The 14,079-nt window shown below is 64.4% G+C and carries 13 protein-coding genes; 4 read left to right on the top strand and 9 right to left on the bottom strand.

Annotated elements, in window-relative coordinates; all coding sequences use genetic code 11:
* Positions 1–58: 58 nt before the first annotated feature.
* From ABG82_RS06705 to ABG82_RS06685, 5 genes are all read right to left on the bottom strand, one after another.
* Complete coding sequence (locus ABG82_RS06705; RefSeq protein WP_078344001.1) at positions 59–925, bottom strand: polysaccharide deacetylase family protein; 867 nt, start codon at positions 923–925, stop codon at positions 59–61.
* 32 nt (positions 926–957) lie between these two features.
* On the bottom strand, positions 958–2,271 hold the full coding sequence (locus ABG82_RS06700; protein ID WP_043079405.1) for a PhoH family protein: 1,314 nt from the start codon (positions 2,269–2,271) through the stop codon (positions 958–960).
* 328 nt (positions 2,272–2,599) lie between these two features.
* Positions 2,600–3,406, bottom strand: coding sequence for an acyl-ACP desaturase (locus ABG82_RS06695; RefSeq protein WP_043079406.1), 807 nt, complete (start codon positions 3,404–3,406; stop codon positions 2,600–2,602).
* Between the two features lie 127 nt (positions 3,407–3,533).
* The gene (locus ABG82_RS06690; RefSeq protein WP_078344009.1) at positions 3,534–4,991 is read right to left on the bottom strand and encodes a glycine hydroxymethyltransferase; all 1,458 of its coding nucleotides are present in this window, start codon (positions 4,989–4,991) and stop codon (positions 3,534–3,536) included.
* 21 nt (positions 4,992–5,012) lie between these two features.
* Complete coding sequence (locus ABG82_RS06685) at positions 5,013–6,221, bottom strand: hypothetical protein (RefSeq protein WP_043079408.1); 1,209 nt, start codon at positions 6,219–6,221, stop codon at positions 5,013–5,015.
* Between the two features lie 53 nt (positions 6,222–6,274).
* Between ABG82_RS06685 and coaA the strand changes: the two genes are divergently transcribed.
* From coaA to ABG82_RS06670, 3 genes are read left to right on the top strand one after another with little or no spacing between them, the layout of a single operon-like run.
* On the top strand, positions 6,275–7,207 hold the full coding sequence (coaA, locus tag ABG82_RS06680) for a type I pantothenate kinase (RefSeq protein WP_043079409.1): 933 nt from the start codon (positions 6,275–6,277) through the stop codon (positions 7,205–7,207).
* Between the two features lie 39 nt (positions 7,208–7,246).
* The gene (locus tag ABG82_RS06675) at positions 7,247–7,645 is read left to right on the top strand and encodes a nuclear transport factor 2 family protein (protein WP_043079410.1); all 399 of its coding nucleotides are present in this window, start codon (positions 7,247–7,249) and stop codon (positions 7,643–7,645) included.
* Positions 7,646–7,686: 41 nt separating this feature from the next.
* Positions 7,687–9,369: a GMC oxidoreductase gene (locus ABG82_RS06670; protein ID WP_043079411.1), complete on the top strand. Its 1,683-nt coding sequence runs from the start codon at positions 7,687–7,689 to the stop codon at positions 9,367–9,369.
* Positions 9,370–9,443: 74 nt separating this feature from the next.
* Here ABG82_RS06670 and ABG82_RS06665 read toward each other — a convergent pair whose 3' ends face one another.
* Complete coding sequence (locus tag ABG82_RS06665) at positions 9,444–9,878, bottom strand: hypothetical protein (RefSeq protein WP_043079412.1); 435 nt, start codon at positions 9,876–9,878, stop codon at positions 9,444–9,446.
* 127 nt (positions 9,879–10,005) lie between these two features.
* Between ABG82_RS06665 and ABG82_RS06660 the strand changes: the two genes are divergently transcribed.
* Positions 10,006–10,914: an oxygenase MpaB family protein gene (locus ABG82_RS06660; RefSeq protein WP_043079413.1), complete on the top strand. Its 909-nt coding sequence runs from the start codon at positions 10,006–10,008 to the stop codon at positions 10,912–10,914.
* On the opposite strand, the gene ABG82_RS06655 is transcribed toward ABG82_RS06660, so the two are convergent.
* Genes ABG82_RS06655 through ABG82_RS06645 form a run of 3 tightly spaced genes read right to left on the bottom strand, consistent with a single transcriptional unit; the run spans position 10,897 to position 14,071 of the window.
* Entirely contained in the window at positions 10,897–12,294 is a 1,398-nt protein-coding gene (locus tag ABG82_RS06655) for a hypothetical protein (protein WP_043079414.1), read from the bottom strand. The genes ABG82_RS06660 and ABG82_RS06655 overlap by 18 nt on opposite strands.
* A 35-nt stretch (positions 12,295–12,329) precedes the next feature.
* Positions 12,330–13,271, bottom strand: coding sequence for a glycine betaine ABC transporter substrate-binding protein (locus tag ABG82_RS06650; protein ID WP_078344010.1), 942 nt, complete (start codon positions 13,269–13,271; stop codon positions 12,330–12,332).
* A 14-nt stretch (positions 13,272–13,285) separates the two neighbouring features.
* Complete coding sequence (locus ABG82_RS06645) at positions 13,286–14,071, bottom strand: ABC transporter permease (protein ID WP_043079416.1); 786 nt, start codon at positions 14,069–14,071, stop codon at positions 13,286–13,288.
* Positions 14,072–14,079 lie beyond the last annotated feature (8 nt).

Genomic DNA, 14,079 nt, shown 5'->3' with positions numbered 1-14,079 from the left:
ACACTAGCGGGACCAACGAGAAGTGCCGTGATCAACACCAAGGCGACGAGGCGCACCCCTATTGCCCGACGGTCGGTCCGCCCGCCCCTTGATTGGGCAGGTCGGTGATGGGAATGTTGGTCGCGGGCAGTGGCGACGGGGTGTTCGGCAGCGGCGGGATCTCCGATGCCGGAATATCTTTCAGCAGATTGACGGGCGGGCCGTTTTCTCTGCTGCCGTAACTGGTGCCTGGCTCGCGCGGTCCGAGCATCTTCGTGACCGTCACCGCGTGATAGCCGTTGGCCCGCAACACCGGTAGAAACTGCTCAACCAGATCCACTGTGCTCGAATAGGTGTCATGGAACAGCACCACCGATCCGGGTTTGATCTGTGACATCAGGATGGCCCGGGAAGCATCGGTGTTCGAATCGTTGGCCCAGTCGAAGGGGATGACGTCCCAGTTGATATCGGCCAGGCCCTGTTTCTTAGCCTCGGCCAGCACCTGATCGTTGACCAGGCCACCCGCGGTACGGAACAGTTTGGGACGCTGGCCGGTGGCCGCCTCGATGGCATCGCTCGCCTTGCTCAGCTGACCGGCGATCGCTTCGGGCGGGATCGTCGTCATATTGGGGTGTTCCCAGGTGTGACTGCCGAGCTCCATCCCGGCCTCCACCACCCGTTTGGCGCCTTCCGGGTCGCGCTGCACCTTGTTGCCGATTTCAAAGAAGGTGGAGTGCGCGCCATTGGCCTGCAGGATGCGCAGCAGCCGGTCGGTGAAGGGGCTCGGCCCGTCATCGAATGTCAGCGCGACGCACTTCTCCTGCTGGCAATCCACCGGCTCGGCGAGGGCGCGCTGCTTGTCGGTGACGACGATCGCGGCCGCGATCAGACTTCCCACCGCGGCCGCGACCATCGTCCAACGAAAGACGTCACGCTTAGTTAGCACGTCTAACAGCGTAATGCCGGTTTACACCGGCACTACGCGGTGAGGCCGGGCCCGAACTCCTCCAGCATCTCCGTGACCAGTGCCGCGATGGGCGAACGTTCGCTGCGCACCAGCGTGACGTGCGCGAACAGCGGATGCCCCTTGAGCTTCTCGATCACCGCGGCGACACCGTCGTGACGGCCGACACGTAGGTTGTCGCGTTGCGCGACGTCATGGGTGAGCACCACCCGCGAACCCGTGCCCAGCCGCGACAGCACGGTCAGCAGCACATTGCGTTCCAGGGACTGTGCCTCGTCCACGATGACAAAGGAGTCGTGCAGCGACCGGCCGCGGATGTGGGTCAGCGGGAGCACCTCGAGCATCCCGCGCGAGAGCACCTCTTCGATGACCGCCGGTGACGCCAGCCCTTCCAGGGTGTCGAAGACGGCCTGCGCCCACGGGCCCATCTTCTCGCTCTCGCTGCCCGGCAGGTACCCCAGCTCTTGACCACCGACGGCGTAGAGCGGACGGAACACCACTACCTTGCGATGGCTGCGCCGTTCCAGGACCGCTTCGAGTCCGGCGCACAGTGCCAGCGCCGACTTACCGGTGCCGGCCTTGCCGCCGAGAGAAACGATCCCGACCGACTCGTCGAGCAGGATGTCCAGTGCCACACGCTGTTCGGCGGACCGGCCGCGCAATCCGAAGACCTCACGGTCACCGCGGACCAGCTGCACCCGCTTCTCGGCGTTGACGCGACCCAGGGCACTGGAGGTTCCGCCCAAAAGCCGGACTCCGGTGTGGCACGGGAGATCTCGCGCTGCTTCCAGATCAGCCTCGCCGGACTCGAAGAGTGAGTCGATGACGTCGGCGGTGGTGTCCAGCTCGGCCATGCCGGTCCAACCCGAGTTCACCACGTCCTGGGCGCGGTACTCGTCGGCCGCCAGGCCCACCGCACCGGCCTTGACGCGCAACGGGATGTCCTTGCTCACCAACGTAACCAGCTTGCCCTCGGCGGCGAGGTTGAGCGCGCACGCCAAGATGCGGGAGTCGTTGGAGTCGGTGCGGAAGCCCACGGGCAGCACCGAGGGATCGGTGTGGTTCAACTCGACATGCAGCGAACCACCTTGTGTCCCAACAGGAATGGACTGATCAAGACGGCCGTACTCCAGCCGCAGATCGTCGAGCATCCGCAACGCAGTGCGGGCGAACCAACCCAGCTCGTGGTGGTGACGCTTGCCTTCCAGCTCGCTGATCACCACCAACGGGATCACTACCTCATGTTCGGCGAATCGGTTTGTAGCCCAAGGGTCAGACAACAACACCGAGGTGTCGAGCACATAGGTACGGATTGTCCCAGGGTTCATTGAAGCAGTCACCGAGCGCTCCTGACATCCGTGCGGCACCACACGCGATCTGTCGTGGACGCGGTCGGTACTGGGTGTGAACCGTCATACAGACGGTCCACATCAGGACCGGGGCCGGTCCTGTCGCTCTCGCCACGATCAGTACCTCCCGGATAGCAAAGCATGTCGCTAGCCATCGCTTTTGACGCTACTCGCACCTACCCGCAGATGCCGCGCACCGGATCAAGCGTGTTGACTAACACCGGGTTAACGCACATTTCGTGTGAGTGTCGAGTTACCACACGAGTGCACAAACGCACCCGCCCACGGGGTGACGTTCGGCGAAACCCTAGAGCCTGTCGGTGACGCCCCACTTGTCGGTGAGCTCGCGGACCACATCCTGCACGGTGCCCTCATCGATGATCCCGGCCTCGGCCACCGTGGCGACCTTGTCCTCATAACCGTCGATATCAGCCCCGATGACCTTGAGTTCCGCCGCGCGGGCCTTGATGGCCGCGATGGTGTCCTCGGGGTGCAGGCGCAAGCATTCCAGCACGATCTTGCTGTACATCTGCTCGTGACGGCGCTCGTCCTTCTCGATGTTGGCGAGCAGACCCTTGAGCACCGGGTCCTCCGCCTGCGCGGCCAGGTTCTGAACGAACACGGCGTGCATCTGCTCGAAGAACGCGTTGAACACCAGCGTCTCGATCTGGCTGTACGAATCGGCCCGGTAGCCCTTCATGACATGAGCCAGCCGGGTGTCCTCGTCGGCATTGGGATCGGCATTGCGGGTCACCACGAGGTACTCACGCAGCGCGATGGCGTGCAGGTTCTCCTCGGCGGTCCAGCGTCCGATGAAATCGGCCCACGGGATCACCTCCAGGGAGAAATGCTCGACCATCTCGCGGTGGTAGCCCGCGAGGTTGTCCTTGGTGATCAGCAGAATCTGAACGGCGTCGACGACAGCCTTGGGCAGCTTGACGTCGGAAGGCTCCCAATCGCGTCCACCCAGGAAGGCGAAGTTCTCACCCTCGTCGTAGGGGACGTGCTCATGGGCGTACCAAAGCTCCGCAGAATCGCGGTGGCGATCGATGGTCTCGGCGACGACATCCGTCAGCTCAAGAGTCAACGCATTGGGTACAGGTTTCTGTGCCATGCGGTAACAGTAACCGGACGCGGCAGAATTGTGAAATCGCCGCGCGACCCTTCGCGAGCAGACGCAAAAGCCCCCGAAACACCAGCGTGTCGGGGGCTTTTGCGTCTGGTCGTGGTGACTAAGGACCCTAGAGAGTCAGGCCCGGGTAGAGGGGGTTGGCAGCCAGCAGCTCGGCGGACGCGGCCTTCACCCGATCCGCCACGCCGTCGGCAAGGGTGTACTTGGCCTTCGAGGTGCCGTCGGGCGTGGTGTTGGACAGCACATCGACGACGAGCTCGGCGACCTTGTCGAACTCATCGCCGTTGAATCCACGGCTGGTGAGCGCCGGGGTGCCGAACCGGATGCCGCTGGTGTACCAGGCTCCGTTGGGGTCGGCCGGGATGGCGTTGCGGTTGGTGACGACGCCCGCGTCCAGCAGGGCCGATTCGGCCTGGCGCCCGGTGAGCCCGAAGGACTGCACATCGAGCAGCACCAGGTGGTTATCGGTGCCGCCGGTGACCAGGCGGGCGCCGCGCTTGAGGAAACCCTCGGCCAGCGACTTGGCGTTGTCGGCGACACGCTGCGCGTACGCCTGGAACGAGGGCTGGCGTGCCTCGGCCAGGGCGACGGCCTTGGCGGCCATCACGTGCGAGAGCGGTCCACCCAGCACCATCGGGCAGCCCTTGTCGACGGCGTCGGAGTACTCGGCGGTGGCCAGCACCAGGCCACCGCGCGGGCCGCGCAAGGACTTGTGGGTGGTGGTCGTGGTGATGTGCGCGTGCGGCACCGGGTTCTCGTCACCGGTGAACACCTTTCCGGCCACCAGGCCGGCGAAGTGTGCCATGTCCACGAACAAGGTGGCGCCCACCTCGTCGGCGATTTCACGCAGCTTGGCGAAGTTCACCCGGCGCGGGTAGGCCGAGTAGCCACCCACCAGCACCAGCGGCTTGAACTCGCGGGCCGCGGCGGCCAGCGCGTCGTAGTCCAGCAAGCCCGTCTCGGGGTCGGTTCCGTAGCTGCGCTGGTGGAACATCTTGCCCGAGATGTTCGGGCGGAAGCCGTGGGTCAGGTGTCCGCCGGCGTCCAGCGACATGCCCATGAGCCGCTGGTTGCCGTACTGGTGCCGCAGCTCTTCCCAGTCGGTCTCGGACAGGTCGTTGACGTTGCGCACACCCTTGTCCGCCAGCGCGGGCGCCTCCACCCGGGTGGCCAGGATTGCCCAGTAGGCAACGAGATTGGCGTCAATTCCCGAGTGTGGCTGCGCATACGCGTAGGGCGCACCGAACAGCTCGCGGGCGTGCTCGGCGGCCAGCGCCTCGACAGTGTCGATGTTCTGGCAACCGGCGTAGAAACGGTGCCCGATGGTGCCCTCGGCGTACTTGTCCGAGAGCCAGGTGCCCATGGTCAGCAACACCGCCGGCGAGGCGTAGTTCTCACTGGCGATCAGCTTGAGCGAATCGCGTTGGTCGGCAAGCTCTTTGCGGGTGGCATCCGCGATACGCGGCTCGATGGTCTCGATGACCTGCAGCGCCGACTGGTAGGCGGCGCTGGCGGTCTCGGCGTACTGCGCACCCTGCGCGATGTCGGCTGAAGCTGTGTCGGTCATGGCCATCAGCCTAGTCGGCGACTACACGAGCGTGGACGCCACCAGGGGCTCGTCGAGCAGCCTGCCGAAGCGGGCCGTCAACGACTGCTCCGGCGGTCGGCGATCCAGCCATCCCTTCAACAATTGATAGCCCTCGACGTAGGTGGAGATGTACGCGCGCCACAGCGGCGAGGACAGGAATTTGAGCATGTGCCGGGCCCGCTCATCGGTGACCAACAGCCAGCGTTTGAGGAATGCGACGACGTCCTCGACGTCGCGATGCTCGTCATGGAGCATCAGGGCAGCGTCCTGGCGGACGTTGATCAACCCGGCCCGCGCCCGTCCGATGGCTTGGGCCTGTTCACCGTCGAACCGCAGTCCCAGGTCGGCGTAGATCTCTTGAGCCCACAAACCCCAGTCCTCGCCGACGGCCGCGTAGAGCGCGAGGTCCGCGAGCCCCTCGGCCATCAGGCACTGGGGTGTGTTGACCAGGAATATCGTTTGTTCTTGCTGGTCACCCAGGTGCACCAGCCCGGCCTCCTTGCGGCAGTGCTCGGTGTGATGTCCCGGGTAGGACTCGTGTGCGATCAGGGCGGGCACGTTGTTCAGGTATTGCTTGAGGTCGGAGTTGACGGCGACCGTCGAGCGGTAGTTGCCCTCGTAGTAGTTGAAGCCCGACCAGGGTTTGTCGCTGACAACCTCGTACTTCACCGTCTCGGTGTCGGGCAGCGGAAATTCGGCACGCACCCTGTCACGCAGCGCGCTGGAGAAGGCGTCCACGCATTCCTGCAGCCGGTTCGGGTCGATCTCCTGGGACCGGTCATAGGCGATCTTGCGTTCTAGCAACGAACCACCCTCGGGCAGAACGGCTTCCAAAGCATGGTGCGCTTGGCGGTAATTTTCCTCGTCGCCCTTGGCGATGCGCACATCGAAGTAGTCGTGTACCTCGTCGACAAACCCGATGTCCTCGCCGGCGAACTTGCGCCCGGCACAAGCCAGCGCCTTCAGGTGGGTATCGATGAACGCCTCGCGCGCGTCGTCGAGGTCGGTGGACGCCAACTCCGCCCGCAGCGCGCCCGCCTGGCGGGCGAGGTCGGCGGGGTTGGGCGAGGGTTCGTTCTCGACACGCTTGCGCAGCGCGGAATCACCGGTGAAGGAGTCGACGTAACCGCTTTCGATGCGGTCAAATCGCAGCCCGAGCAGCAGGTATTCGGTGACGACACTGTTCTTCGACTCGCCGTTATCGCCCATGTCACACAACCCTAGTGCCGCGTTCACGAATGGCTCCTGCAAGACTTGCGTTCATGCCGCGGCTGAGCGAGCCGAGCCCCTACGTGGAGTTCGACCGGAAACAGTGGCGCGCGCTGCGCAAATCCACGCCACTGGTACTTACCGAAGAAGAGCTGATCGGCCTGCGCGGCCTGGGTGAGCAGATCGACCTGACCGAGGTCGCCGAGGTCTATCTGCCGCTGGCCCGTCTGATCCACCTTCAGGTGGCAGCCCGGCAGCGATTGTTCGCCGCGACCGCGACCTTCCTCGGCGACCAGCACCCGGACCGTCTGGTTCCCTTTGTCATCGGGGTGGCGGGCAGCGTCGCGGTTGGCAAGTCGACGACCGCCCGTGTGCTGCAGGCACTCCTGGCGCGATGGGATCACCACCCCCGCGTGGACCTGGTGACCACCGACGGGTTCCTGTATCCCAACGCCGAGCTATCGCGGCGAAACATCATGCATCGCAAGGGCTTTCCCGAAAGCTACAACCGGCGGGCGCTGCTGCGGTTCGTCACCGAGGTCAAATCGGGGGCCCACGAGGTCACCGCCCCGGTGTACTCACACTTGCTGTACGACATCATCAAGAACGAGAAACACGTTGTGCAGCAACCCGATATTTTGATTCTTGAGGGCCTGAACGTGCTGCAGACGGGACCCACGCTGATGGTCTCGGATCTGTTCGATTTCTCGATCTACGTGGACGCGCGCATCGAGGACATTGAGCAGTGGTACATCTCCCGGTTCCTGGCGATGCGGGGCACCTCGTTCGCGAATCCGTCCTCGCATTTCCACCACTACGCCAAGCTCTCTGACAAGCAGGCAACCCTTGCCGCCCAAGAGATTTGGCATTCGATCAACTTGCCGAACCTGCTGGAGAACATCCTGCCGACCCGGCCGCGCGCAACGCTGGTACTACGCAAGGACGCCGACCATTCGATCAACCGGCTGCGCCTGCGCAAGCTTTAACCCTTGATCCCAGTAGACCGACTGGTATATCTTCGGCCCATGATCAACAATGTGGTTGAAACCTGGCACGGCATCATTTCCGGCGCGAACCCGGAGGCACTCAACGACCTCCTGGCCGACGATGTCGTCTTCTATTCGCCCGTGGTGTTCACCCCGCAGCACGGCAAGCCGGTCACCGCGATGTACCTCCTGGCAGCCTTCGCCACCCTCGCCGGACCCGAAAACGGGTTCCACTACGCCAAGGAAGTCCTGGCCGGAAATCAGGCGGTGCTGGAGTTCGAGTCCACCATCGACGGCAAGTACATCAACGGCGTCGACATCATCACCTGCGACGATGCCGGGAAGATCGTGGAGTTCAAGGTGATGATCCGGCCCCTGCAGGCCATCAACGCGATCCACGAGAAAATGCGCGCCGCGTTAGCTCAAGCGCAAGGCTGATTTCACCCCGCAGCGCACGACCAACCAGTAGGTTGGCCGCCATGGACTATGACTACGACGTAGTCGTCATCGGGTCCGGTTTCGGTGGGAGCGTTGCGGCCCTCCGCCTCACCGAAAAGGGCTACCGAGTCGGCGTATTGGACATGGGAAAGCGCTGGAAACGCGAGGATTTTCCCCCGAACAACTGGCACGTCCGCAAGGCGATGTGGGCACCGGCCCTGGGATGCTTCGGCCCCCAGCGCATGACGGTTCTCGGCAAGACCTTCATCGCCAGCGCGGTGGGTGTCGGCGGCGGATCGCTGATCTACGGCAACACCCTGTACGAGCCGCTGGAGCAGTTCTACACCGACAAACAATGGGCGCACATCACCGACTGGAAAACAGAACTGGCGCCCTACTACAACCAGGCCAGCAGAATGCTCGGGGTCACGCAGACCCCGCACACCACTCCACCGGATGAGGTGTTGTTGGCCGTCGCCAAGGACTTGGGCGTCGAGGACACCTACCACCCCACCAACGTCGGAGTGTTCTTCGGCGACGAGCCCGGCAAGACCGTGCCGGATCCGTTCTTCGGCGGCGCCGGCCCCGAACGTACGGGGTGCATCGGGTGCGCGGCCTGCTTCACCGGCTGCAAGCACAACGCCAAGAACACCACCGAGACCAATTACCTGTATCTCGCCGAACACGCAGGCGCGCAGATACATCCGCTGACCCAGGTGCTCGACGTGCGCCCGCTACCGGACCGTGAGGGATACGTCGTGCGCACCAAGCAGACCGGGCGGCTGGTGCGCAGGAACAAGCGTGATTTCACCGCACGTCACGTCGTGTTCTCGGCGGCGTCCCTGGGCACCCAGCGCCTGCTGCACAAGCTGAAGGACTCCGGGTCACTGCCCAACCTGTCGGCCCGACTGGGCGAGCAGACGCGCACCAACTCCGAGGAGGTGCCCATCGTCTACTCCCCCACGCGTGATGACTTCTCGCAGGGTGTCGCGATCACATCGTCAATTCACCCCGAACCCAACACCCACGTCGAAGTGTGCCGGTACGGCGAGGGGTCGACCTTCCTGAGCATGTTGGGCACCAACATGGTCGACGGCGGTCCGTGGCGTTTCGCCCGTACCTGGCTTCTCAACATCCGTCGGCCCACCATGCTGCTGCGCTCGGCGTTCCCGTACCGGGCAGCGCAGCACTCGATCATCGTGCTGGTGATGCAGTCCCTCGACAACTCGCTGACCACCTATCTCAAGCGCGGCGTTTTCGGCAAGAAGATGACGGCGAAACAGGGCTCGGGAGAACCGAACCCGGATTGGATCCCGGTCGCTCACGACGTGGCGCGCCGCATGGCCGAGAAGGTCGACGGCTACGCGGGCAGCACCCACCTGGATTCGGTGAACATCCCGCTGACGGCGCATTTCATCGGCGGCTGCCCCATCGGCGACTCCCCCGAGACCGGCGTGATCGATCCGTACCAGCGGATCTACGGCTACCCGGGGCTACACATCACCGACGGATCGGCGATCTCTGCCAACCTGGGCGTGAACCCGTCGTTCACCATCACGGCCCAGGCCGAGCGCGCAATGGCGTTCTGGCCCAACAACGGTGAGGCCGATCCACGCCCAGCACTGGGCACGCCGTATCAGCACATCGCCCCGGTGCAGCCCAAGCGGCCGACGGTTCCCGAGTCGGCGCCCGGCGCGCTGCGGTTGCCCCTCACCCCGGTCTAGACATGAAAGGTGCCGGGCCACCACACGGGTGACCCGGCACCGGCTCACTCTCAGCAGGTGAGCCATGTGGGCGGCTACGCGGAGCGCAGACGCCGTAGTCCCAGGAATTGGATGTCCGCCATGACGGCGGTGTAGACCCCGAAGGCGACGCATAACGTCACGCCCGCGGTGGTCAGCGGCACCCATTTCATGACGCCGGCCGTCACGTAGAGCACGGTGGCCAACAGATTGCCCGCGATGTAGACGAGGCCGATCGCCGGGAGCTTCGATCTGTCCGCCCGGCTCAGGACGAAGGCCAGCACTCCGTATCCGATGAGGGCGGCGGCGTGCGCAACCTGGAACTCCAGCGAGGGACCGAGCGGTTCGACGAGCCACTTTGCCGCGATCAGCAGCCCGACGGCAGTGATCCCGGTGGCGACGCCGTCCAGACCGATTCCGAATCGCAGGAGCGAGTCGGGTTGGGCAAATCGTGTACGTAATACCGAAGCGTTTTGGGAAGCAATGGACATTGGTGACTCCTTGGCGAGCTCCGTGTGAAAGCTGATAGGGACGACTCTGCTCGGCATGCACTGCCATCTCGACATTCGGCACTGCCAATTCCTGCCAATTCACCGGGATGTGTGCCATCATCAAAGGATGACAACAGCGGATGTCATCTCTACCGCTCCGGGTGCCCAGCTGGGCCGCAGTTCCCTGTTGTGGCGCTGGGCAGGCGATATGCGGATAGCATTCACCGGCGGCACCGCCGGCCTGCTGCAAACAATGGATCCCGCCATCGGGTACGCGCTGATCGAGCATTCCAACTTCTTCGCTGACCCCGTCGACAGGGTGTTCCGTTCGTTGCCCCCAATCCTCGGAACCGTGTACGACGATCCGGCCGCCGGCACCGGGGTGAAGGTGCGAGATTTCCACCGCGACATCAAGGGCGTGCAGCCCGACGGCGTCCGGTATCACGCGCTGAATCCCACCACCTTCTGGTGGGCGCATGCGACGTTCCAGGTGATGGTCGAACAGACCATAGACAGGTACTCCCGGCATCGGTTGTCCGACGCGCAGCGCGAGCAGCTCTACCAGGAGGGTGTCGAATGGTATCGCCGGTATGCGATGAGCGAGCAGCCGCTGCCGCCGAATAGAGCCGCTTTCCAACAGGAATGGGAACGCTACTGCGACGAGGTGCTCACCCCCAACCCTGCCGCCGATTACCTGATGAAGGTCATCGAAGGGCGGACCGTTCCCGATATGAGCAAGTCCCCCTACCTGCCGGTGGCCCCCTACTTGAAGCCCGCCGCGAAGCTCGCCTTGCCCAGCACACCCCTGCGCATGGCGTTGGCGCCGCCGCTGCGGCTGACCATCTACGGCGGACTGCCGCCCCAGGTGCGCAAGCGTTTCGGGATCCGGTGGAACCTGGCGGACGAGACGGCCTATCGCGCGCTGTTGCGCGCGGTACCGCTAGTCTGGCCGTTCATCCCGACGTCGTGGCGTTGGCATCCCGGCAGCCACGCCGGATGGCGGCGAGAGCGCGGCAGGCTACCGCGCAACTGGTGATGAGCCGTTGGTACGCACACCATTGGTCTCGGGGGCGCTCTGCGCGCGCAGATCGGCCGCGATGAGCTTGGCGGCGGCGTTCTGCCAATTGTGCAGTGAACGCTGGGGCACCTCGGTGACCAGCCACTGCCACGCCTGACGGGATACCGGGTCCAGCCCGGCAGCCGTCGCACCCTGCGCGTACGCCCGCACTCCCATGACGTACGGGAAGTACAGCGCGTTGTAATAGCGCCACTGATCCGTGGTGCCAAAGTCGCCGTCGTCGCGAGGCTTGAGCCGCGAAATGGATTCGGCGAGCACTGCTCTGAGCTCATTGGCGCGTTCGACGGGCTGGTCGGTGGCCCCACGACCACCCAGGCGCTCATCGATGACCGGTAGCGCGGCCAATGGGCTGGCGACGAGTTTGGCGAGGTCGCCGTAGTGGCTGAGTGCACGCCGAGTGAGCCGGGTGAAGCTCTCGTCATCGATTCCGGCGATGGGCGAGGCGGACTTGAGCGGCAGCGCGGCCTCGGTGCTGCGCAGCTCGGAGCGTTCCTGGCGCAGCTGCGGAGACCGCGAGAAGGCCAGGCGGTCAAGGAAGTCGGCGAACGGGCCGGACTGCACCTGGATGCAGACCGCCAAACCGACGCTGGTGAACAACAACACCACCAAGGCGACAGACTGTCCGACAACGGCGATGCCGATCATGGCCTGGGCACCGAACAATGCCCCCACCAGAATCGAGGCGACAAAGGAGCGCAGCATGTCGCCGCGCAGCGCCTGCCCCTCGTCGAAGGCATCCCAGAGCGCGACGCCCAAGCCGAGTAACACCAGGTCGAACCCGGTGGAGGCTAACGCCAGCCAGCTCGGCACGATGCCCAGCGGAATGATCAGCTGAGCATCACCGAGGGTGAAGAACATGGTCGCGACCAGGACGACACCCCGCGCGGATCCGGGTATAGAGGCACGCCGGCGGAACAACAGGATGGCGGCCCCGATGGCCGCGGTCCCGTTGGCACAGAACATGATCCAATGCCCGAGCCGCGCGGGACCCGCGATGGTGCCCGCCAGTGACGCGCCCACCAGCAACACCACCGCCAACACGACGCCGGGTACCGCCATCGCGGCCCGATCGCGCCACCGATCCCCGCTGTTGGTGAGTTCGAGCAGCACCATCAGCCAGGCAACGCTCGGGATGATCGCGGTGAAAACCTCGATGCGCCCCAGAAGTTCGGCATCGGAGCCGGGGGTGACGCGAACGGCGTCGAGCGCCACCACCACGGAGTAGCCGATCAGTCCGATGGCCGCGAGGACCAGGACGGGCTTGCGGGGATTGCGCGCGAGCAGGTACAGACCCAACCACCAGCTGAGCCCGAAAACCAGTGCCGACATCGCCACCATTACTCATAGTGTGACAGGTGCCGGCCTATCAAGGGCTAGCGGCTGAGCAGACCTTGGTCGATGAGCCAGTCACGCGCCACGATCGCGGGGTCTGCGCCGGCCGAATCCACCCTGGCATTGAGCGCCAACATCGTGTCGTTGGTCAGCCGCGGGTTGAGCAGGGCAAATACCTCCCTTAGCTCGGGATGAGCCGTCAACAGATCGGCATCGATGACCTCGGTCAGGTTGTACAGCGGGAAGAAGTGCCGGTCATCTTGCAGGACACGCAGCTTCAGAGCCGGGATGCGCCCGTCGGTGGTGAACACCTCCCCGAAGTTGCAATCGCCCTTGGCGGTGGCGGTGTACACCACACCGACGTCCAGGTTGGTGACCCTGCCCAATTGTGCTGTCGACAATCCGTACGTCTTGAGCATCGGGATGAAGCCGTCATTTCGGCTCGCGAATTCGCTTTCTACACAAAAAGTCAGATCACTGCGGGAGAGACGGCCCAAATCGGACAGTTTGGCCACACCCAACCGTTGCGCCTCCGACTCCCGGATCGCGAACGCGTAGGTGTTGTTCATGGGGGCCGGGGGCAGCCAAACCAGACGGTTGGCGGCATCCTCCCGGTTGACCGCCTGCCACTGCGCGACGGGATCCTTGATGGGGTCGGCGTGCCCCAGATAGTTGATCCATCCGGTTCCGGTGTACTCGGGCGATATGTTGGCCACCCGCTTGAGCATCGACTGTCGCACGCCGAAGCTGCCAGGGGTATTGGTCATGTTCGTGACGCTGGCACCGGCCGCGTTGAGAATGATCGCGACGATGTTGCCCAGCACCAGTTGTTCGGTGAAGTCCTTTGCCGCGACGGTGATCTGCACATCGCGAAGCGAGTCGTAGTGCTGGATCAGGCCCGGCTTGGCCGCCAGCACCGCACCGCTGGCGGACTGCAGCCCGCAGCTCGCCGACAATATCGTCGCCAGGCAAAGAATCGCCAGCAGCCGATGACGCATCACAGTCCCCTTGGCGCGGCGATGATCTCGACGACACGAGCCAGCCAATCGATGAACAAGGCAAGGGCGGCCACCAGAATGGCGCCCACTACCAGGGTGACCGGTTGCTGAAGTTTGATGCCCGTCGTGATCAGCTGGCCCAGTCCGCCGGCTCCGGTGAATGAAGCCAGCGCGGCTGTGCCGACGATCAGCACCAACGCGGTGCGTACCCCGGCGACGATGACGCGCAATGCCAACGGTAGCTCCACTCGCAGCAGGGTCGATCGCGCCGACATTCCCATCCCCCGGGCTGCCTCGACGAGACGGCGATCGACACCGTCGAGACCGATCACGGTATTCGCGACGATGGGCAACGCCCCATAGACGGTGAGGGCGACCACCGCACCCACCCCGCCAATGCCGAAAAGTACCGCGCCCAGCGCAATCAGTCCGATTGCCGGTGCGGCCTGGCCGAATCCCACCAGCGTGGTGATGGTCTTCGCGTACCGGCGCACTGGCCCGCGGGTCAACGCGATACCGAGTGGAATCGCCACAACACATGTGAGCACCGTCGCGGCGACGCTGATCGCCATGTGTTGCCCAAGCAGGAGAAGCAGATTCGATATCCCCAACGAGCGCTTCTCCGACGCGGAGACGTCTGCGAGGTCGACGTAGGCCAGCGAAATCACTACGGCCACCACGCATGCCAGCGGCTGTAGCAGCTGCCGGCCGGCAAGGGCCCTGCTAATGCCTTTCGGTGGTGCTGATTCCGGCGACTCGGGCGCGGTGACGGTGGACGCGGTCATCTGCGATA

Source organism: Mycobacteroides immunogenum (assembly GCF_001605725.1).
In the GTDB taxonomy this organism is placed as follows: domain Bacteria; phylum Actinomycetota; class Actinomycetes; order Mycobacteriales; family Mycobacteriaceae; genus Mycobacterium; species Mycobacterium immunogenum.
Note: the sequence above shows the minus strand (reverse complement) of the source record. Positions and strands in the feature narration are given on the sequence as shown.

Excerpts from the sequence above, each read along its gene's own strand:
- ABG82_RS06700 (WP_043079405.1), bottom strand. The coding sequence starts at position 2,271 with ATGAACCCTGGGACAATCCGTACCTATGTGCTCGACACCTCGGTGTTG.
- ABG82_RS06695 (WP_043079406.1), bottom strand. The coding sequence starts at position 3,406 with ATGGCACAGAAACCTGTACCCAATGCGTTGACTCTTGAGCTGACGGAT.
- ABG82_RS06690 (WP_078344009.1), bottom strand. The coding sequence starts at position 4,991 with ATGACCGACACAGCTTCAGCCGACATCGCGCAGGGTGCGCAGTACGCC.
- ABG82_RS06685 (WP_043079408.1), bottom strand. The coding sequence starts at position 6,221 with ATGGGCGATAACGGCGAGTCGAAGAACAGTGTCGTCACCGAATACCTG.
- coaA (WP_043079409.1), top strand. The coding sequence starts at position 6,275 with ATGCCGCGGCTGAGCGAGCCGAGCCCCTACGTGGAGTTCGACCGGAAA.
- ABG82_RS06675 (WP_043079410.1), top strand. The coding sequence starts at position 7,247 with ATGATCAACAATGTGGTTGAAACCTGGCACGGCATCATTTCCGGCGCG.
- ABG82_RS06670 (WP_043079411.1), top strand. The coding sequence starts at position 7,687 with ATGGACTATGACTACGACGTAGTCGTCATCGGGTCCGGTTTCGGTGGG.
- ABG82_RS06665 (WP_043079412.1), bottom strand. The coding sequence starts at position 9,878 with ATGTCCATTGCTTCCCAAAACGCTTCGGTATTACGTACACGATTTGCC.
- ABG82_RS06660 (WP_043079413.1), top strand. The coding sequence starts at position 10,006 with ATGACAACAGCGGATGTCATCTCTACCGCTCCGGGTGCCCAGCTGGGC.
- ABG82_RS06655 (WP_043079414.1), bottom strand. The coding sequence starts at position 12,294 with ATGGTGGCGATGTCGGCACTGGTTTTCGGGCTCAGCTGGTGGTTGGGT.
- ABG82_RS06645 (WP_043079416.1), bottom strand. The coding sequence starts at position 14,071 with ATGACCGCGTCCACCGTCACCGCGCCCGAGTCGCCGGAATCAGCACCA.